This is a genomic window from Xanthomonas sp. AC360 (genome assembly GCF_979258225.1).
This window is the reverse complement of the sequence record NZ_OZ409846.1, coordinates 4289832-4309592: the sequence shown is the minus strand read 5'-3', so window position 1 is coordinate 4309592 and position 19761 is coordinate 4289832. Positions and strand designations below refer to the sequence as shown.

Genomic DNA, 19761 nt, shown 5'->3' with positions numbered 1-19761 from the left:
TGGCAATGGCGGCGGTGGCGCGGTAAGTTCGAGCGCATCTGCCGTTCAACGCACCGCATCGGGATGTCTGCATGGCTGTCGTACCGTTGGTCGGATTGCCGACCGATCGCATCGCGCAAGGGCCGCATCCGTTTCTGGCGGCCGGCGAAAAATACATCCGTGCGGTTGTGGACGCGGCCGGTGCCATGCCGGTGCTGCTGCCGAGTCTGCAGCCCAGCCTGGAGGCCGGCGTATGGCTGGATCGGTTGGACGGCGTGTTGCTCACCGGGGCGGTCAGCAATATTGAGCCGCACCACTACAGCGACGAATCGAGTTGGGAGGGCAACCCGCACGATGCCGCGCGCGATGCCACCAGCCTGGGGTTGATCCCGCAGGCGCTTGCGCGCGGCCTGCCGGTGCTGGCGATCTGTCGTGGCCTGCAGGAGGTCAATGTCGCGCTCGGTGGACGCCTGCATCAACGCGTGCATGCGGTACCCGGCCTGGCCGATCATCGCGAAGACCGCAACGCGCCGCTGGACGTGCAATACGGCCCCGCGCATCCGCTGCGGTTGCAGCCCGGCGGTTGGCTGGCTGGCATGAGCGACTCGGTCGAGGTGTGGGTCAACTCATTGCACGGGCAGGGCATCGCCACGCTGGCCGACGGCCTGCTGGTCGAAGCGACCGCCCCGGATGGTCTGATCGAAGCCTTTCGCGGTCCCGGACCGGGCTTTTTACTTGCCGTGCAATGGCATCCGGAATGGCGTGTCACACAGCATCCGTTCTACCGTGCCATCTTTCAGTCCTTCGGCGAGGCCTGTCGCCGTTACGCCGCTCAGCGCGGTCAGTGAGGTTGTATGTCGATCCGCACACGTTCGCGTAAATCCACGCCCAAGCAGCCGGAGAGTGCATTGCGCCGCTGGCTCAAGGACCGCCACATTACCGAGGTCGAATGCCTGGTGCCGGACATCACCGGCAATGCGCGCGGCAAGATCATTCCGGCCGACAAGTTTTCGCACGATTACGGCACGCGGTTGCCCGAAGGCATCTTCGCCACCACGGTCACCGGCGACTTTCCGGACGACTATTACGCACTGACCTCGCCGTCGGACTCGGACATGCATTTGCGCCCGGACGCGTCCACCGTGCGCATGGTGCCGTGGGCCGCCGACCCCACCGCGCAGGTCATCCATGATTGCTACACCAAGGACGGCCAGCCGCACGAACTGGCGCCGCGCAATGTGCTGCGTCGCGTGCTGGAGGCCTACGCCGAGGTCAAATTGCAGCCGGTGGTGGCGCCGGAGCTGGAGTTCTTTCTGGTGCAAAAGAACACCGATCCCGACTTCCCGCTGCTGCCACCGGCCGGGCGCTCCGGTCGCCCGGAAACCGCGCGGCAGTCGTATTCGATCGATGCGGTCAACGAGTTCGACCCGATCCTGGATCTGATGTACGACTATTGCGATGCGATGGAGCTGGACGTGGATACCTTGATCCACGAATCCGGCGCCGCGCAGCTGGAAGTCAACTTCACCCACGCCGATGCCTTGTCGCGCGCCGACCAGGTGTTCCTGTTCAAGCGCACCATGCGCGAAGCGGCGTTGCGGCATGGGGTGTATGCCACGTTTCTGGCCAAGCCGATGGAAACCGAGCCCGGCAGTGCGATGCATATCCACCAGAGCCTGTTGCATGCCGGCACCGGCAAGAACGTGTTCAGCGGCAAGCGCGAGGGCGGGTTCAGCGACACCTTTGCGCATTATCTGGGCGGGCTGCAGAAATACATTCCGATGGCGATGGGGCTGCTGGCTCCCAACGTCAATTCGTACCGGCGGCTGATGTTCGGCGAGGTGTCACCAAGCAATGTGTTGTGGGGCTTCGACAACCGCACCTGCGGGTTGCGGGTGCCGATCGATGCGCCACAAAACATGCGGGTGGAAAGCCGGTTTGCCGGCTCCGATGCCAATCCATATCTGGCGATGGCGGCGACATTGGCGTGCGGGTTGTTGGGCATCCGCGAAAAGCTGGAGCCGACCGCGCCGATCAGCAGTAACGGCAAGGAGCAGGGCTACGATTTGCCGCGCTCGTTGGGTGAGGCGCTGGATGGGTTGGAGAAGTGCGAGGCGTTGCAGGAGATGTTGGGACGGCGGTTTGTGCGGGCTTATATCTCGGTGAAGCGGAAGGAGTATGAGACGTTCTTTCGGGTGATCAGTTCGTGGGAGCGGGAGTTTTTGTTGTTGAATGTGTGAGTGGGTCGGATGAGTGTTGCCGCGCGCTCCCTTCTCCCGTCGGGAGAAGGTGCCCGCAGGGCGGATGAGGGTGCGGTGTCGGGTGGTGTTAATGCGTGGCGCGGTTTGTGCTCTTGCACGGTTCGCGGATTCAAATTCAGAGCAGGGCTTTCACGCCCTTCGGGCGCGAGTCACTTTTTCTTTGCTTGTGCAAAGAAAAAGTAACCAAAAAGAAAGCACACCCCGTCCTCGCGCCCTCCGCGCCGTAGGCGCTGCGGGTGCGCAAGTCCGGCAGAAATTTTTGTAAGGGACATCCATGTCCCTTACAAAAACGTCGCGCATCCATGCGCGCCGCCCTACGGGTTGTATCTGCCGGCCTTGCCGCTGCGGTATGGGGCCCCGTAAGGGCGCAAGCAAGGCAAAGCAAGGCAAAGCAAAGCAAGGCAAGGCAAGGCAAGGCAAGGCAAGGCAAGGCAAGGCAAGGCAAGGCAAGGCAAGGCAAGGCAAGGCAAGGCTAAACAAAGCGAAGCAAGGCAAAGCAAAGCAAAGCGCTGCGCAGATCAGCGCTGCACAGGTCAGCGCATCAAGGTGTAGCGATGTCATGCGGGAGCCGGCCGGTGCTGGGCAGGAGGCCGGCGCCGCGCCGGAAATGCTTAGATCGCGGACGCAGCAAGGACACCGGCGATTCGGTGGTGGTGCGCGTCAACGACCGCGGCCCGTTTCACGATGGCCGCGTGATCGACCTCAGCTACGTTCCCTTCTCCCATCGGGAGAAGGTGCCCGAAGGGCGGATGAGGGTGCGGTGTTGGCGGCAGCGCTAGTTCTCGCGACCAACCTGTCTGTCGGGCATGCAGGGGATTCGCAGGGCAATCTGCAATGCCGTCCACGGTGCGGCAACAAGGCGTGGGTATGCTCGTGGTTCCTCATGCGTGGAGCAGGTCGTGGATCCTTCTGTGCTCAGGTCGTTGCAGCAGCTCGATGCCGCGCATCATCTGCATCCGTTCAACGACAACGCGGTGCTGGCGGGCAAGGGCACGCGCATCCTGACGCGCGGTGAGGGCGTGTACGTGTGGGACGCCGATGGCAACAAGCTGCTGGATGCGTTCGGTGGGTTGTGGTGCGTCAATGTGGGTTATGGACGCACCGAGCTGGCGCAGGCAGCGGCGCGGCAGATGGAGCAGCTGGCGTACTACAACAGCTTTTTTCAGTGCACCACCGAGCCCACCATCCACCTGGCCGCCAAGCTGGCGGAACTGACGCCCGGCGATTTGAATCATGCGTTCTTCGCCAATTCCGGGTCGGAGGCCAACGACACCATCCTGCGCCTGGTGCGGCATTTCTGGGCGGTGCAGGGGCAGCCGCAAAAACACGTCTTCATCGGTCGCCACAATGGCTATCACGGCACCACCATGGCCGGTGCCAGCCTGGGTGGCATGCAGGGCATGCACAAGCAGGGTGGGTTGCCGATACCGGGCATCGTGCATATCGAGCCGCCCAATCATTTCGGCGATGGCGGGGACATGGCGCCGGACGAATACGGGCTGCTTGCCGCGCGCCGTCTGGAAGCGAGGATTCTCGAACTCGGACCGGAAAACGTAGCGGCGTTCATCGGCGAACCCATCATGGGGGCGATCGGTGTCTATATCCCGCCGCGTAGTTATTGGCCGGAAATCCAGCGTATCTGCCGGCACTACGACGTGCTGCTGGTGGCTGACGAGGTGATTTGCGGATTCGGGCGTACCGGGGAATGGTTCGGGGCGGATTACTTCGGCTTTCAGCCCGATGTGATGACGCTGGCCAAGGGCATTACCTCCGGCTACATCCCGCTGGCGGCGGCGATGTTCAGCGATCGCGTGGCCGGGGTGCTCAAGCAGCAGGGCGGCGAGCTGGCGCATGGCGGTACCTATGCCGGGCATCCGGTGTGCGCGGCGGTGGCGCTGGAGAATCTGCGCCTGCTGCAGGACGAAGGCATCGTGGAGACTGCACGCACGCAGATTGCGCCGTATCTGGCGCAGCGCTGGGCCGAGTTGGGCGCGCATCGGCTGGTCGGCGAGGCGCGGATCGCGGGCCTGGTCGGCGCGCTGGAGCTGGTGCCGGACAAGCGCCAGCGCGGCCGGTATTTCCCCGGGCGCGGGCGGGTCGGCGCGATGTGCCGCGACTTCGCGCTAAAGCGCGGGCTGATCCTGCGCGCCACCTACGATGCAATGCTGCTGTCGCCGCCGTTGATCATCACCTGCGAGCAGGTCGACGAGCTGTTCGAGAAGACCTGGGCGGCGTTGGACGACACCGCGCAGGCGTTGGGCAAGTAAGCGCGGCGGCAGGCTTCCGGCCGCAGAGCCGCGCAGCCACAGCGCAGCAAGCGCCACCGCCGCGACCGACCTTCGCCAATCCCGACGCTTCAGCGCGTCAAACCGCGAACCCCGGTCCACGCACCTCCCGCTGTGCAAACCCGGACGCGGTGGGTAGGCTGGGCGCAGACCGGCCGCGATGCCGGGCCGCTCCCACCGCGCTGCCCTGGAGACCCACATGACGCTGCGACTGCTCGCCCTGACCCTGTCCATCACCCTGTTGTCCGGCTGTGGCGGCGGTGGCGCGCCGGGCAAGGCCGATGCGCAGGCCAAGGTGCTGAACGTCTACAACTACTCCGACTACATCGCTGAAGACACGATTCCTGCGTTCGAAAAGAGCACCGGTATCAAGGTCACCTACGACGTGTTCGACAGCGACGAGATGGTGGAAACCAAGTTGCTGGCCGGTGGCAGCGACTACGACGTGGTGGTGCCCACGCTCAATTTCTTCGGACGGCAGATCCAGGCTGGTGTGTTCCTGCCGTTGGACAAGAGCAAGATCCCGAATCTGGTCAATCTGGATCCGGACGTCATGCGCCGCATCGCTGCGCAGGATCCGAACAACGCCTATGGCGTGCCGTACATGATCGGCACCACCGGCATCGGCTACAACGTCGACAAGCTCAAGGCGATCTTCGGCAGTACCGATGTCGCCAACAGCTGGGATCTGGTGTTCAAGCCTGAGAACCTGTCCAAGCTCAAAGACTGCGGCGTCACCATTCTGGACACGCCCTCGGATATGATCCCGATCGCGCTGAATTATCTGGGCCTGGATCCGCACAGCAGCGTGCCGGCCGAGATCGAGAAGGCTGCCGCGCTGATCAAGACCATCCGCCCGTACGTACAGAACTTCCACTCCAGCCAGTACGTCACCTCGCTGGCCAACGGCAATACCTGCCTGGCAGTGGGGTGGTCGGGCGACATCATCCAGGCGCGCGACCGTGCCAAGGAGGCCGGCAACAACGTCAACGTGGCCTACGCCATTCCGAAAGAAGGCGCGCCGCAGTGGTTCGACATGCTGGCCATCCCCAAGGACGCCAAACATCCTGACAACGCCTACGCCTTCATCAATTACCTGTTGAAGCCGGAGGTAGCCGCGGCCAACAGCAACTTCATTCACTACGCCAACCCGGTGCGCACCGCCACGCCGCTGGTGGATGCGGCGATCCGCAACGACCCCACCATCTACCCGCCGCCGGAAGTGACCGCCAAGATGTTCACCTACGCGATCAACTCGCCGGACGTCGATCGCCTGTACACGCGGCTGTGGACCGAGATCAAGACCGGCCGCTGAGCCGGGGGCGTCAGACGCTGATGCGGCGCAGGCCGCCGCATCCTTATCAAACGCCAATCATTGGCTGAGACACTGCAAATCTGGTCGCGGCAGCGTGCAGCTGGCGCACCGGCATCGCGTCGCGAGCGCACGCTTGGGTGCGGCACGCGGCTGCCCGACACGCGCCAACCGAGCGGTACCGCGCGTCCGGCCAGCCTCAGCCCCAGCTGACTGGCCTCATCACGCAACCTGTACTGACGAGTTCAAATAATTGTATGGTTCCGCCGCTTTCGCCGTGCCGCTGATGCGGCATGCCGCTGCGCGTATCGCCCACGACCTACAGGACGCTTCCTTTGAGCAACCAAGCAGACCACCCGTCCAACGATGGCCGCAGCCAGACCGCGGATGCGCAGGGCGCCGACGCGCACGACGACCAGGAGCAGAAGCCTTCGCCGTTGAAGAACCCCAAGGTCAAGTGGACGCTGATCCTGGTGGGCGTGCTGGTGCTGGTCTTGCTGGTGGTCTGGCTGGCCTATTACCTGATCAAGGGCCGCTACATGCAGGACACCAATAACGCCTATCTGCAGGCCGATTCGGTGGCGGTGGCGCCGCGCGTCAGCGGCTATGTGACCAAGGTGATGGTGGGCGACAACCAGATCGTGGACGCCGGCCAGCCGCTGCTGCAGATCGACGACCGCACTTACCAGGCAACCCTGCAGCAGGCCGAGGCCGCGATTGCAGCGCGCCAGGCCGATATCGCTGCGGCCACGGCCAATGTCTCTGCGCAGGAATCGGCGCTGGTGCAGGCACGTACCCAGGTCACTGCTGCCGCTGCCAGCCTCACCTTCGCCCAGGCCGAAGTGAAGCGCTTCGCGCCGCTGGCGGCGTCCGGCGCCGACACCCACGAGCATCAGGAAAGTCTGCAGCATGAGCTGGCGCGCGCCCGCGCCCAGTACGCCGCCGCCCAGGCGCAGGCCAAAGGAGCGCAGAGTCAGATTCAGGCCAGCACGGCGCAACTGGAGCAGGCCCAGGCCGGGGTGAAGCAGGCCAGCGCCGACGCCGATCAGGCCCGCATCGCGGTGGAAGACACCCGCCTGACCAGCCGGATCCACGGCCGCGTCGGTGACAAGACCGTGCAGGTGGGGCAGTTCCTGGCCGCCGGCACCCGCACCATGACCATCGTGCCGCAGGAATCGCTGTACCTGATCGCCAACTTCAAGGAAACCCAGGTCGGCCTGATGCGTCCCGGCCAGCCGGCCGAGATCGAGGTCGACGCGCTGTCCGGGGTGAAGCTGCACGGCAAGGTCGAAAGCCTGTCGCCCGGGACCGGCTCGCAGTTCGCGCTGTTGCCACCGGAAAACGCCACCGGCAACTTCACCAAGGTAGTGCAGCGCTTGCCCGTGCGCATCCGCGTGTTGGCCGGCGAAGAGGCGCGCAAGGTGCTGGTGCCAGGCATGTCGGTGGAAGTGACGGTAGACACGCGCTCGGCCAAGGACGCCAAGGAGCGTGCCGAAAAAGAATCCGACCGCGTGCAGGAGCAGGAGCGCGCGCAGTGAGTGCAGCGGCAGCCACCGGCCCGAGTGCCGGCGGCAGCGCGACTCGCGAGAAGGCCGAGCCGGGCGCCTGGCTGGCGGTGCTGGCCGGCACCATCGGCTCGTTCATGGCGACGCTGGATATCTCCATCGTCAACGCTGCGCTGCCCACCATCCAGGGCGAGGTCGGCGCCAGCGGCACCGAAGGCACCTGGATTTCCACCGCGTATCTGGTCGCCGAGATCATCATGATCCCGCTGACCGGCTGGTTCGTGCGCACCTTGGGGCTGCGCAACTTCCTGCTGATCTGCGCGGTGATGTTCACCGCGTTTTCGGTGGTGTGCGGGTTGTCGACCTCGTTGACGATGATGATCATCGGCAGGGTCGGGCAGGGCCTGGCCGGCGGTGCGCTGATTCCCACCGCGCTGACCATCGTTGCGACCCGGCTGCCGCCCAGCCAGCAGACCATGGGCACCGCCTTGTTCGGCATGACCGTGATCATGGGCCCGGTGATCGGGCCGCTGCTCGGTGGCTGGCTGACCGAAAACGTCAGCTGGCATTACGCGTTTTTTATCAACGTGCCGATCTGCGTCGGCCTGGTGGCGTTGCTGCTGCTGGGGCTCAAGCATGAAAAGGCCGATTGGGCGGGCCTGCTCAATGCCGATTGGCTGGGCATCTACGGCCTGACTGCGGGCTTGGGCGGGCTCACCGTCGTGCTTGAAGAAGGCCAGCGCGAACGCTGGTTCGAGTCCAGCGAAATCAACACGCTGAGCCTGATCGCCTTGAGCGGCTTTATCGCCCTGGTGGTCGGCCAGTTCCGCAAGCGCGTGCCGGTGATCCGTCTGTCGCTGCTGCTGCATCGCAGTTTCGGCGCGGTGTTCATCATGATCATGGCGGTGGGCATGATCCTGTTCGGCGTCATGTACATGATTCCGCAGTTTCTGGCGGTGATCTCCGGCTACAACACCGAGCAGGCCGGTTACGTGCTGCTGCTGTCCGGCCTGCCCACCGTGCTGCTGATGCCGATGATGCCCAAGCTGCTAGACATAGTGGACGTGCGCATCCTGGTGATCGCCGGGCTGATCTGTTTTGCCGCGGCGTGTTTCGTCAACCTGTCGCTGACCGCCGACACCGTCGGCACGCATTTCGTTGCCGGGCAGTTGCTGCAAGGCTGTGGGCTGGCACTGGCGATGATGTCGCTCAATCAGGCGGCCATTTCGTCGGTGCCGCCGGAGCTGGCCGGCGATGCATCGGGCCTGTTCAATGCCGGTCGCAACCTGGGCGGCTCGGTCGGGTTGGCGCTGATCTCCACCTTCCAGGAGCGCCGCATGACCTTCCACACCGAAACCATCGGCAGCGCGATCACCGCCAATGCGACGCGCGCGCAGGAGTTTCTGGCTGGCCTGAGCGCGCAGATGCAGGGCAGCGCCGGTGGCGAGGCGGCCATCCGCTCGATCGCGCAGTTGGCGCGACTGGTGCAACAGCAGGCGTTGGTGATGACCTACAGCGATCTGTTCTGGATCTTCGGCGTGATCGTGGTCTGCACGATTCCGCTGGCTTTTTTGCTCAAACCGTTACCCAAGGGGGCGCACCTTGCAATGCACTGATTCCCTGCGCCCGATGCGCATGCCACTGGCGGCGGCGCTGAGCGCCGTGTTGCTGGGCGGCTGCATGCTCGGCCCCAACTACACCAAGGCACCGCCGGTGGCCGATGCGGCCATGCAGGCGCCCGCGCTGCATCGCGCCAGCGGCGCGCAGGTGGTTGCCGCCGCGCCGTTGAACCACTGGTGGGAGCAATTGAACGACCCGCAGCTCACCCAGCTGGTGACCCGGGCGTTGGCCGACAGCCCCAACCTGCGCGCGGCGCAAGCGCGTCTGCGCGCCAACCGCGCACTGGCCCGGCAACGTCGCGCCGAGCGCTTGCCCAAGCTCAATGCCAGTGCGATCTACGCCTATGCCGAGCCGCCGCAGACCATCGTGGACACGCTGGGCGGGCTGCAGGAGGGCCAGCCCGGTCAACAGCCCGCCGCAGGCGATCAGGCACTGGATCTGGACAAGACCCAGATCTACAGCGCCGGTTTCGATGCCAGTTGGGAGCTGGATTTTTTCGGCCGCCGCCGTCGCGCCGCCGAGGGCGCGCTGGCGCAAGCGCAGGCCTCCGAAGCCGAGCTGGCCGATGCGCAGGTGCAGCTCGCCGCCGAAGTGGGGCAGGTGTATCTCAACTATCGCGGGCTGCAAGCGCGCCTCGCCATTGCTGATGCCAACCTGGACAAGATCGGCCAATCGCTGGCGTTGACCCGTCAGCGCCGCGAGCGCGGTGCGTCTTCGGACCTGCAGGTGGAGCAGATCGCCACCCAGGTGCAGCAGCAGCAAGCGCAGCGTCTGCCGCTGGAAATGCAGTTGCAGGAAGCGCTGGACCAGCTCGCCTTGATGGTCGGACGCGAGCCCGGCGCGTTGGATGCACAACTGGCGGCGGTGCAGCCACTGCCGATGCTGCCAACCGACGTGCGCGTGGACGATGCCGGCGCGTTGATCCGTCGTCGCCCCGATGTGCGCAAGGCCGAGCGCGAGCTGGCCGCGTCCAGCGCGCAGATCGGCGAGGCGTTGAATGGCTACTTCCCGCAGGTGACCCTGCTGGGTGGGCTGAGCTGGGTAGCCGGTTCGCCCAGCGACTTCAACTCCGATGCGCTGACCACCCTGGCAGTGCCGATGCTGCGCTGGTCGATCTTCGATTTCGGCAAGACCCGTGCGCAGGTGGAACAGGCGCGCGCCGGCAATGCCGGGCGCGAGGCCGCTTATGAGGGCGCGGTACTGGCGGCGTTGCAGGATGCCAACTCTGCGTTGTCGCGCTTCGGTTCGGCGCGCAAGCAGCTGGTGGTCGCGCGCCAGGCCGAAGCCTCGGCCACGCGCTCGGCCGGACTGATGCAGCAACGCCGCGATGCCGGCGCAACCTCGTCGATCGATCTGCTCGACGTGCAACGCCAGCAGTTGTCCGCACAGGACGCCGCTGCGCAGGCGCAGGTGCAGCTATTGGTCAACTACGTCGCGCTGCAAAAGAGTCTGGGTCTGGGCTGGAGCGAGGCGCCGCAGGAGACGCGTTGACTGTTGTCGATGGTCGATGGTCGATGGGCTTCAATCAGGCATGCATGTATGCATGCCTGCGCTGCCATTGCCATTGCCATTGCCATTGCCGCGCGTCGGTGATGGTTGCGCATGCGGTCTGCATCGGGAGTGTTGGTGGCACGGACGTCATCGGCTTGATGGAATTTGCAGAAGCCCCGTCAGTGAGTGTGGAGACCAGGACTTTGCTGGACCAAAACACGCACCGACGAGGACGGCTTGCATACCGATTTACGCATCGTCTTACACGTTTGGAAGGCGTGCGTTCTGCATCCGGATATCCGGTTGATCAGACCAACTTGGAGCGGCTAACAAAACGGAGCCAGCAATCGTCAGGTGGATGCGGACGGCCCGGAGGAACCGGAATGTACGAGTGGTAGATGCCGCAACGAACACTGAGCACGGAGCACCGGCAGCCTGGCGTTGAGCACAGTTGTTTTGTTAGCTGCTCGTCTAGCGTTGGCCCCGCTTGATTGGCTGGTATTGCCCGGCGATTTCTTCTCCAATCGAAGCAAGTCGCCACTGATGCAGTCACGGGCACTTGCCGCAATGCCGCTTGATCGTCACTCTCAGCCGCAGACGCGCAGACGCGCAGACGCGCAGACGCGCAGACGCGCAGACCTGTAAGTGCCCGACAGTCGATACATGCTTTTGCCATCATGGCGCGCAGGCTCTACCCCCGGCGCCTGCGTTTGCCGTCATCGAGAGGAACCATGTCACTGACCGACGCCTTGCCGCCCCTGTCCACCCCTGCGGATGCCGGCTACCTGTCCATCAGCGAGGTCCGTAAGGAATTCGATGGCTTTGTCGCGGTCGACGATGTCAGCCTGCAGATCCGCAAGGGCGAAATCTTTGCGCTGCTGGGCGGGTCGGGCAGCGGCAAATCCACCTTGCTGCGCTGTCTGGCCGGCTTCGAGCGACCCACCAAGGGGCGCATCACACTCGATGGCCAGCCGATCGACGCGCTGCCGCCGTACGAGCGCCCGATCAACATGATGTTCCAGTCCTACGCGTTGTTTCCGCATATGAGCGTGGAGCAGAACATCGCTTTCGGGCTGAAGCAGGAGGGCTTGTCGAAGGCCGCCATCGCCACCCGCGTCGGCGAGATGCTGGAGCTGGTGCAGCTGGGCGCGTTGGCCAGGCGCAAGCCGCATCAGCTCTCCGGCGGCCAGCAGCAGCGTGTCGCGCTGGCGCGCTCGCTGGCCAAGCGGCCCAAACTGCTGCTGCTGGACGAACCGATGGGCGCGCTTGACAAGAAGCTGCGCTCGCAGATGCAGCTGGAACTGGTCAACATCATCGAAACCTCCGGCGTCACCTGCGTGATGGTCACCCACGACCAGGAGGAGGCGATGACCATGGCCACGCGCATCGCGCTGATGGATCAGGGCTGGATCCAGCAGGTCGGCACGCCCGATGAAATCTACGAACAACCGGCCAACCGTTTCGCCGCCGAATTCATCGGCTCGGTCAATCTGATCGATGCCGTCATCGCCGAAGACGCGCCCGATTACGTCACGCTGAAGACGCCGGCCTTCGACGCCCCTATCCGTATCGGCCACGGCATCACCGGCTTCGAAGGCCAAGCGGTGGCGTTTGCGCTGCGTCCGGAAAAACTCGCCATCGGCAAGGACGAACCCACGCAGGCCTGCAACAAGGCGCAGGGCGTGATCGAAGACATCGCCTATTTCGGCAGCCATTCGGTCTACCACGTGCGGCTGCCCAGCGGGGTCAAGCTGATGGCCAACTTTGCCAATCGCCAGCGCTGGGCCAGCGAAGCGCTGACCTGGGGCGATGCGGTGTGGGTGGGTTGGGGCGAGGACGACGGCGTGGTGCTCACCGCATGAGGCCGCGTCTTTTCCGTCGCGGCTTGCCGGGTGCGCGTTGGGGCGTGATCGCTGCACCGTACCTGTGGTTGCTGGTGTTCTTCGCGATCCCGTTCCTGATCGTGCTGAAGATTTCGTTTGCCGAGCGCGCCATCGCGATGCCGCCATACACGCCGCTGTTCGCATCTGCGGCCGATGGCGCCGTCAGCGTAAAGCTGCATCTGGGCAATTATCTGGCGCTGCTGCGCGACAGCCAGTACGTGGCCGCGTACCTGAGCTCGATCAAGATCGCGGCGATCTCCACCGCACTGGCGTTGTTGATCGGCTACCCGATGGCGTATGTGATCGCACGCTTGCCGTCGGCTACCCGCAACGTGGCGATGATGCTGGTGGTGCTGCCATCGTGGACCTCGTTCTTGATTCGTGTATACGCGTGGATCGGCATTCTCGACGGCAACGGCCTGCTCAATCAGGCGCTGCTGGCGCTGGGCGTGATCAAGCAGCCGTTGCAGTTGCTGTACACGCCCGTCGCCGCCTATATCGGCATCGTCTACTGCTATCTGCCCTTCATGGTGTTGCCGCTGTACGCCAATCTGGTCAAGCACGACAACCGCTTGCTGGAAGCAGCCTACGATCTGGGCGCGCGTCCGTGGCAAGCGTTTGTGCGCATCACCCTGCCGCTGTCGCGTAACGGCATCGTGGCCGGCTGCATGCTGGTGATGATCCCGGCGGTGGGCGAGTTTGTGATTCCGGAAATGCTGGGCGGCCCCAACACCTTGATGATCGGTCGCGTGCTGTGGGGCGAGTTCTTCAATAATCGCGATTGGCCGGTGGCCGCTGCCGTGGCCACGGTCATGCTGGTGTTGTTGCTGGTGCCGATCGTGATCTTCCACCGTTACCAGCAGCGCGAGCTGGAAGGGCGGCTGACATGATGCGCGCCTCGCGCGGTGGGCGCGTGCTGGGCGGCAGTGTGCTCGCGCTGGGGTTCGGGTTTTTGTATCTGCCGATCCTCTTGCTGATGGTGTACTCGTTCAACGCCTCGCGTCTGGCCACGGTGTGGGGCGGGTTTTCGACGCGTTGGTATGGCGAGTTGCTGCGCGACCGGCAATTGCTGGAGGCAGCCTGGGTCAGTCTGGAAGTTGCGTTCTGGACCGCCTGCGCGTCGATGGTGCTGGGCACGATGGCCGCGATGGCGATGGTGCGCATGCGGCGGTTTCCCGGCAAAACGCTATTCGGTGCGCTGATCACCGCACCGCTGGTGATGCCGGAGGTGATCATCGGCTTGTCCATCCTGCTGTTGCTGGTCTCGATGGGCGGCGTGCTCGGCATCGCACCGCGCGGGGCAGTGGCGATCTGGGTCGCGCATGTCACCTTCACCGTATCGTTTGTCACCGTGGTGATTTCCTCGCGCCTGCAGGAGCTGGACCGCTCGCTGGAAGAAGCTGCGATGGATCTGGGAGCCACGCCGCTGAAGGTGTTCTTCCTGATCACCTTGCCGATCATCGCGCCGGCACTCGCATCGGGGTGGCTGCTCGCCTTTACCCTGTCGCTGGACGATGTAGTGATTGCCAGCTTCCTGGCCGGGCCGAGTTCCACCACGTTGCCGATCAAGGTGTTCGCATCGGTGCGGCTGGGCATCAGCCCCAAGATCAACGCACTGGCCACAGTGATGGTGCTGGCGGTGTCGGTCGCCGCGGTGATCGGGTGGTGGCTGCTGGCACGCAGCGAAAAACGCCGTCTGCGCGATCAGCAACTGGCGCTGCAAGCTGCTCCCTGAGCAGGTGCCCGCGTTAGTGTGGCCAATGAACTGCAGCAAGCGGCCATCAGACAGGTGCGAACGCTCAAGCCACCGACGTGTACGACGGATACGACGGATACGACGGCCGCCGGACGCTGGGCACACCAGTAGGAGCCGCGGCGGCTACCTGGCCGGAGGCGTGTACCCGTTGTCCCAGGGCTGCGGCTTGGTCAGGTAGCACTGATACTCGGCCCTGATGTCGTAGCCGTGTTGCTCGACTCTAGGTTGTTCATCGGCGCGGTCCTTGCGGTTGTCCTTGCTGTCGTCCTTGGACTTTCGCTTATCGGGAAAGATCGTGACCATGTTCGGCGACGACTGCGCGGTGATCAGTTGGCGGATGGCAGTGTCCGAGCACGCATGCAGTGCCTCGTCCTCGCAGGGTTGCGCGGGATCGGGCATCAGGCTGTTGCAGCGTACGGTGACAAACCCGGCCGGTCCGGGCCGCGGGCCACGCAAGAGGTCCTGGAGGACGGCACATCCCGGCAGGCACGCACTGGTGCCAAGTACAACGAGAGCAATGAGATTCCGGCGCATCGTGGTGGTCTTCCATGGATGGATGAATCTGCCGCCGCGCAATGCTAGAGCAATGCGCGGTTGGACCGTCTGAACAGGGCAAGGCTGCTTTCGGTACCTCGTCTGGGAGCGTGATCCCAGCGGTCATTGATCAGAGAGCTGTGCGGTGAAGGTGCGGCATTGCGTCGCGGTGCGGGTAAACACAGCGTTGCAGCAATTTGCAGTGGTTGTGACGCGGCTGCAACTTCCCGGCGACTAGCATTGGGCGTCTTGCAACTGGAGACCGTCATGTCCTACGACACCGTCAACCCGGCCAACGGCCAGGTCGAACATACGCAGCAGACGCTGGACGCTGCCGCCATCGAGGCGCGCTTGGCCGCTTCCGCCAAGGCGTTTCCGCAGTGGGCAGCACTGCCCTTGGCCGAGCGCGGCGCCTTGCTGCGCCGGGTCGGCGAAGAGTTGACCAAACGGCGCGACGACCTGCAGCGCATCATGACCGCCGAGATGGGCAAGCTGCGCCGCGAAGCGCTGGCCGAGGTCGACAAGTGCGCGCAGGCCTGCGCGTATTACGCCGACCATGCTGCCGAGTACCTGGCGCCGCGCGAGATTCCAACCGAGGCACAGTCCAGCTACGTGCGCTATGAACCGCTGGGCTGCGTGTTTGCGGTGATGCCGTGGAATTTCCCGCTGTGGCAGGCGTTTCGCTTTCTCGCGCCGGGCCTGATGGCCGGCAATGTGGCGCTGCTCAAGCACGCCAGCAATGTGCCGCGCTGCGCCGATGCGATGAAAGACGTGCTCGATGCTGCCGGCATTCCGCCGGGCGTTTTCGACGTGCTGCATATCGACAACGACCAGGCCGCCGATGTGCTGCGCGATGACCGCATTGTTGCAGTGACGCTGACCGGCAGCGAACGTGCCGGCCGCTCGCTGGCCGCCAATGCCGGCGATCAACTGAAGAAGTGCGTGATGGAGTTGGGCGGCAGTGACGCCTTCGTGGTGCTGGAAGACGCCGATCTTGAGCACACCGTGCAATCGGCGGTGCAGTCGCGCTTCGACAATAGCGGGCAGACCTGCATCGCTGCCAAGCGCTTCATCGTGGTCGATGCCATCGCCGACCAATTCATCGAACGCTTTGTTGCCGCCGCCGCCGAGCGCGTGGTCGGCGACCCGCAACAGGAAAGCACCACGCTCGCACCGATGGCACGCGCCGATTTGCGCGACGAATTGCACAAGCAGGTGCAGGCCAGCGTGGCGAAGGGAGCGAAGGTATTGCTGGGCGGCGCACCGGTGCCGGGCTCGCATGCCGGCTACCCGGCCACGATCCTCGACCAGGTCGCCCCCGGCATGCCGGCGTACGACGAAGAATTCTTCGGCCCGGTGGCCTCGATCATTCGTGTGGCCGACGAAGCCGAAGCGGTACGTGCTGGCCAACGACACCACCTTCGGCTTGGGCGGCAGTGTGTGGACCGCAGACGCCAAGCGCGGCGAGCGCGTCGCGCAGCAACTGCAGTGCGGCGCAGCCTTCGTCAATTCGGTGGTCAAGAGCGATGTGCGGCTGCCATTCGGTGGCATCAAGCGCTCAGGATTTGGCCGCGAACTCGCCGATCACGGCATCCACGAGTTCATGAATATCAAGACGATCTATGTGGCTTGAGTGCCGGGAGTGGGGATTCGGGAGTAGGGATTCGTCAAGCAACGGCGCTTCCTTCTCCCATCGGGAGAAGGTGCCCGAAGGGCGGATGAGGGTACGCATCAGGTGCTGTTTGGCTAGCCAGTGCGCCAACGGAAACCACCAGCCATCAAACAGTCTTGATCAAACGATCAAACGCAACAGCGATCAAATTCAACCATCACTCAAGCTGGATCAGCAACCAGCAAACCCGCTCCAACCAATCCCCAATCCCAAATCCCCGCCCTACAGCCACCGCGCGCGCTTGAACAGGCGATATAGCACCAGGCACGAGGCCACCACACCGCCCACCAGTAAGGGGTAGGCGTAGGGTTTGTCGAGTTCTGGCATGTGGCTGAAGTTCATGCCGTACCAGCTGGTGATCAGGGTCGGTGCGGCGAGCAGGGCGGCCCAGGCGCCCAGGCGCTTGACGGTTTCGCCCTGCGCCAGCGTCACCATCGACAGGTTGACGCTCAAGGCGGTGCCCAGCATCTCGCGCAAGGTGTCGATGGCGTCGTTGATGCGCACGGCGTGATCGAGCACGTCGCGCAGGTAGATGCCGACCTCGTCATGGATCAACGCGCCCGGATTGCGCTTGAGGTGCGACAGCACGTCCTGTAACGGGGCGACCACCAGACGCATCTTGTTGAGTTCGCGCTTGAGCTCATACAGGCGCACCACGGTTTCGCGCTTGTAATTGTCGGCAAAAATGTCTTTTTCTAGGCCTTCCAGCGTGTCGCGAAACTCGTCCATGATCGGCAGGTAGTTGTCGACCACAAAGTCCAGCACGCCATACAGACAGAACGACGCGCCCTTGCGCAGCATCGCCGGCTCGCGTTCCACCCGATGGCGGACCGGCGTGTAGGACAGCGACGCGCCGTGGCGCACGGTCAGCAGAAAACGTGCGCCGAGGAACGCATGCGTCTCGCCGTAGCGGATGCGTTCGTTGACCAGTTGCGCGGTATTGACCACCACAAACAACGAATTGCCGTAGCTCTCGGCCTTGGGGCGTTGGTGCGCCTTGAGCGCGTCCTCGATAGCCAGATCATGCAAGCCGAACTCGTCCCGCAACTTGTGCAGCACCGATTCCTGCGGCTCGTACAAGCCGACCCAGACGAAGCCATCCGGGCGCTCCAGCACGTCGCTGATCTGCTCCAGGCTGATGTCGTGCCGCTTGCCGTCACCGTCGTAGTACGCGCAGGTGATGACGCAGGACGGGTTGTCCGGATGGCGACCGTGGTTGTTCATGCGCGCATCCTGGATCAGCGCTGACGCAGCGGCAAGTCGCGCGGTTGCAGAGCGATCGCGAGCGCGGCGTGGACCGGCAACAGCAGCATTACCCATTGCAGGTTGTATTGCGCCTGGAACGAGAGCCAGTGAATCACCATGGCCAGCAAGGCCCCTGCGGCCACCACCCAGCGCAGCACATCGAACCAGCGTCCGGGCCGGCGACCACGCAGCAACTGTATGCCGCCGATCAACAGCAGCACGCACAGCGGATTGACCAGCAGCAGATTGCGGTTGGCCCAGGCGGACTGGTGCGCGGTAAAGCCCCACAGGTACACCAGCAGGCCGCCGCCGATGGCGCACAGCAACCAAAACGGCAGCGCAAGGCCGGCCAGTAAGCGCGGTTTGCGGCGCAGTGCCAGCACGCCGGCTGCAAGCGCCAGGCCGACCAGCAACCACGGCCACCAATGGCGTTGCTGGTCGGCAGGTTCCGGGGCGATGCGGTGCGGCAGCAGTACCTGCGTGGCTTGCACCAAGGGGCGGCCGGCGCTGTTGTGTACCTGGGTCAGGCTGTCGGCCAGCCGCATCGGTACGAACGCTTCTTCCCAACGCGACAGCGAGCGGTCTGCGTACGGCCCCAGCCCCAGGTCGAAGCCCAGCCACATCCACGGGGCAGGGGAGGCCAGGCGCACCGCTTCGCTGCGGAAGGTATTGCCGCGCGAGCGGCCAGCCAGCTGCGATTTCAAACCGCCGCCCATGGCACGGTCCAGGGTGTCGCGCACCATGGTGGCGCAGTTGGCTTCGAAATAATCGTAGTGATAGCGGGCGTTTTCGGGCCGGCTGCGGACCGCCAGGCCATCGGCAAGCGCGCGCGCCTGCTCGGGCGGCAGATCCAGCCACTGCACACTGACGCCGCGGCCAACGTCGCGGTACTGCGACAAGTCTTCTTCCAGCGGCAACGCCACCAGGTAATACATCATTTCGCCGCGGGTGAAGCGCGGCACGAAGTCCGGCTCGCTCGGATCGAAGAAGCCGAAGTTGTACGAGGTTGCCCGCTGAGTGAGCGGGTCGACCACCACGATGGCGTCATGCCCGAAGCGCTCGAAGAACACTTCGCCCGGCTGCATGGTGACCACGCCGACGCGCGGTGGCGGTGTGCTAGCCGGGGCAGCAGCCTGCGTACCCTGGGCCGACGCAAGTGGCGCCACCAGCAGCGTCAGCAGGAGCAGCGCCCAGGACGCGATCCATTGCCAGCCACCACGGCTGCATCGCACCGTGGCGTGACGGCGCGCGAGGTTCAAGCGTCGTCCTGCGGGTCGGGCGGCAGGATGGTGACGTGGAAGGCATGTACACGGCGCGTGTCGGCCTTGGCCACGCGGAACGCAAACCTGCCCAACGTCAACTCTTCGCCGGTCTCCGGCAGGTGCCCGATCGCATCGGTGACCAGCCCACCCACGGTGTCGTACTCGTCATCTGGGAATTCGGCGCCGAAGCGTTCGTTGAAGTCCTCGATCGGCGTCAGCGCATCGACCACGTAGCGGCCATCCGCCTGGATCGCGATCAGCGAATTTTCTTCTTCGGCATCGTCGTGCTCGTCGTCGATCTGGCCAACGATCTGCTCCAGCACGTCTTCGATGGTGACCACGCCAGCGACGCCGCCGTACTCGTCCACCACAATCGCCATGTGGTTGCGCGACAGGCGGAATTCCTTGAGCAGCACGTTGAGCTTCTTGGACTCGGGGATCAGCACCGCCGGGCGCAACAGCTCGCGCACATTGCCGGGCCCGTTATCGGCGACTACGCCGCGCAACAGGTCCTTGGCCAGCAGGATGCCGAGCACTTCGTCCTTGTTTTCGCCGTGCACAGGGAAGCGCGAATGGCCGGATTCGACCACCTGCTTCATCAGGTCGATGAAGCGCGCTTCCACCGGCAGCGACACCATTTGCGAGCGCGAAATCATCACGTCGCCCACGGTGAGCTCGGACACGGAGATCGCGCCTTCCATCATGCGCAGGGTGTCTGCGGCGATGAGACCGTCTTGTTCGGCGGTCCGCAGCAAGGCGACCAGTTCGTCGCGGGTATGGGGTTCGCCAGAGAAGGCCGCGCTCAGGCGTTCGAGCCAGCTGCGGCGTTTTTCGGGGTTTTCTGAGGTGTGGCTACTGTCGTCTTCGGACATCATGACGGGGAAGGGCACCCGGCAGACCAGGCGATAGGTCGCAGTCTAGCAGGAAGCCGGCAAGCCGCTGTGGATGCGCTGCCG

Annotated in this window: 15 protein-coding genes, 1 other RNA gene and 1 pseudogene; 12 read left to right on the top strand and 5 right to left on the bottom strand. The window is 64.4% G+C overall.

All coding sequences use genetic code 11. The features are described from left to right. Nucleotides 1-71 precede the first annotated feature (71 nt). The 8 genes from ACZZ0O_RS18475 (at nt 72) to ACZZ0O_RS18440 (ending at nt 10453) form a co-directional block, all read left to right on the top strand. Nucleotides 72-827: a gamma-glutamyl-gamma-aminobutyrate hydrolase family protein gene (locus ACZZ0O_RS18475; RefSeq protein WP_463591483.1), complete on the top strand. Its 756-nt coding sequence runs from the start codon at nt 72-74 to the stop codon at nt 825-827. 6 nt (nt 828-833) lie between these two features. After that, nucleotides 834-2219, top strand: coding sequence for a glutamine synthetase family protein (locus ACZZ0O_RS18470; RefSeq protein ID WP_055851821.1), 1386 nt, complete (start codon nt 834-836; stop codon nt 2217-2219). A gap of 575 nt (nt 2220-2794) precedes the next feature. Then, entirely contained in the window at nt 2795-3019 is a 225-nt protein-coding gene (locus ACZZ0O_RS18465; protein ID WP_269079391.1) for an RlpA-like double-psi beta-barrel domain-containing protein, read from the top strand. 120 nt (nt 3020-3139) lie between these two features. Next, nucleotides 3140-4507, top strand: a complete 1368-nt coding sequence (locus ACZZ0O_RS18460) for an aspartate aminotransferase family protein (protein ID WP_463591482.1) — start codon at nt 3140-3142, stop codon at nt 4505-4507. 217 nt (nt 4508-4724) lie between these two features. Then, the gene (locus ACZZ0O_RS18455; RefSeq protein ID WP_115527967.1) at nt 4725-5840 is read left to right on the top strand and encodes a polyamine ABC transporter substrate-binding protein; all 1116 of its coding nucleotides are present in this window, start codon (nt 4725-4727) and stop codon (nt 5838-5840) included. A 332-nt stretch (nt 5841-6172) separates the two neighbouring features. After that, nucleotides 6173-7375 carry an HlyD family secretion protein gene (locus tag ACZZ0O_RS18450; protein WP_463591481.1) on the top strand — a complete coding sequence of 401 codons (1203 nt, stop codon included), beginning with the start codon at nt 6173-6175 and terminating at the stop codon, nt 7373-7375. Further along, nucleotides 7372-8958: an MDR family MFS transporter gene (locus ACZZ0O_RS18445; RefSeq protein WP_463591480.1), complete on the top strand. Its 1587-nt coding sequence runs from the start codon at nt 7372-7374 to the stop codon at nt 8956-8958. Before ACZZ0O_RS18450 ends, ACZZ0O_RS18445 begins: the two co-directional genes overlap by 4 nt. 4 nt (nt 8959-8962) lie before the next feature. Continuing rightward, entirely contained in the window at nt 8963-10453 is a 1491-nt protein-coding gene (locus ACZZ0O_RS18440) for an efflux transporter outer membrane subunit (protein ID WP_161961735.1), read from the top strand. 324 nt (nt 10454-10777) lie between these two features. On the opposite strand, the gene ACZZ0O_RS18435 is transcribed toward ACZZ0O_RS18440, so the two are convergent. Further along, nucleotides 10778-10853, bottom strand: a non-coding RNA gene (locus ACZZ0O_RS18435) — sX9 sRNA. 331 nt (nt 10854-11184) lie between these two features. On the opposite strand from ACZZ0O_RS18435, the gene ACZZ0O_RS18430 reads away from it, so the two are divergent. From ACZZ0O_RS18430 to ACZZ0O_RS18420, 3 genes are read left to right on the top strand one after another with little or no spacing between them, the layout of a single operon-like run. Next, the gene (locus ACZZ0O_RS18430; RefSeq protein WP_311238636.1) at nt 11185-12315 is read left to right on the top strand and encodes an ABC transporter ATP-binding protein; all 1131 of its coding nucleotides are present in this window, start codon (nt 11185-11187) and stop codon (nt 12313-12315) included. Next, nucleotides 12312-13226: an ABC transporter permease subunit gene (locus tag ACZZ0O_RS18425; RefSeq protein WP_115559015.1), complete on the top strand. Its 915-nt coding sequence runs from the start codon at nt 12312-12314 to the stop codon at nt 13224-13226. Before ACZZ0O_RS18430 ends, ACZZ0O_RS18425 begins: the two co-directional genes overlap by 4 nt. Next, complete coding sequence (locus tag ACZZ0O_RS18420) at nt 13223-14071, top strand: ABC transporter permease subunit (protein WP_055851842.1); 849 nt, start codon at nt 13223-13225, stop codon at nt 14069-14071. Before ACZZ0O_RS18425 ends, ACZZ0O_RS18420 begins: the two co-directional genes overlap by 4 nt. Nucleotides 14072-14215: 144 nt before the next feature. On the opposite strand, the gene ACZZ0O_RS18415 is transcribed toward ACZZ0O_RS18420, so the two are convergent. Then, nucleotides 14216-14491 (bottom strand): hypothetical protein, encoded by a 276-nt coding sequence (locus ACZZ0O_RS18415; protein WP_463591479.1) that lies wholly within the window; start codon nt 14489-14491, stop codon nt 14216-14218. Between the two features lie 402 nt (nt 14492-14893). Here ACZZ0O_RS18415 and ACZZ0O_RS18410 point away from each other — a divergent pair. Beyond that, a pseudogene (locus ACZZ0O_RS18410) lies at nt 14894-16259 on the top strand (NAD-dependent succinate-semialdehyde dehydrogenase). 261 nt (nt 16260-16520) lie between these two features. On the opposite strand, the gene ACZZ0O_RS18405 reads toward ACZZ0O_RS18410, so the two are convergent. Genes ACZZ0O_RS18405 through ACZZ0O_RS18395 form a run of 3 tightly spaced genes read right to left on the bottom strand, consistent with a single transcriptional unit; the run spans nt 16521 to nt 19677 of the window. Further along, a complete protein-coding gene (locus ACZZ0O_RS18405) occupies nt 16521-17522 on the bottom strand; it encodes a magnesium and cobalt transport protein CorA (RefSeq protein WP_115527960.1) in 1002 nt (333 codons plus the stop codon). Between the two features lie 14 nt (nt 17523-17536). Next, complete coding sequence (locus ACZZ0O_RS18400) at nt 17537-18802, bottom strand: lipoprotein N-acyltransferase Lnb domain-containing protein (RefSeq protein WP_463591478.1); 1266 nt, start codon at nt 18800-18802, stop codon at nt 17537-17539. Further along, complete coding sequence (locus tag ACZZ0O_RS18395; RefSeq protein ID WP_055852298.1) at nt 18799-19677, bottom strand: HlyC/CorC family transporter; 879 nt, start codon at nt 19675-19677, stop codon at nt 18799-18801. The genes ACZZ0O_RS18400 and ACZZ0O_RS18395 overlap by 4 nt, the downstream gene beginning before the upstream one ends. Nucleotides 19678-19761: the final 84 nt, after the last annotated feature.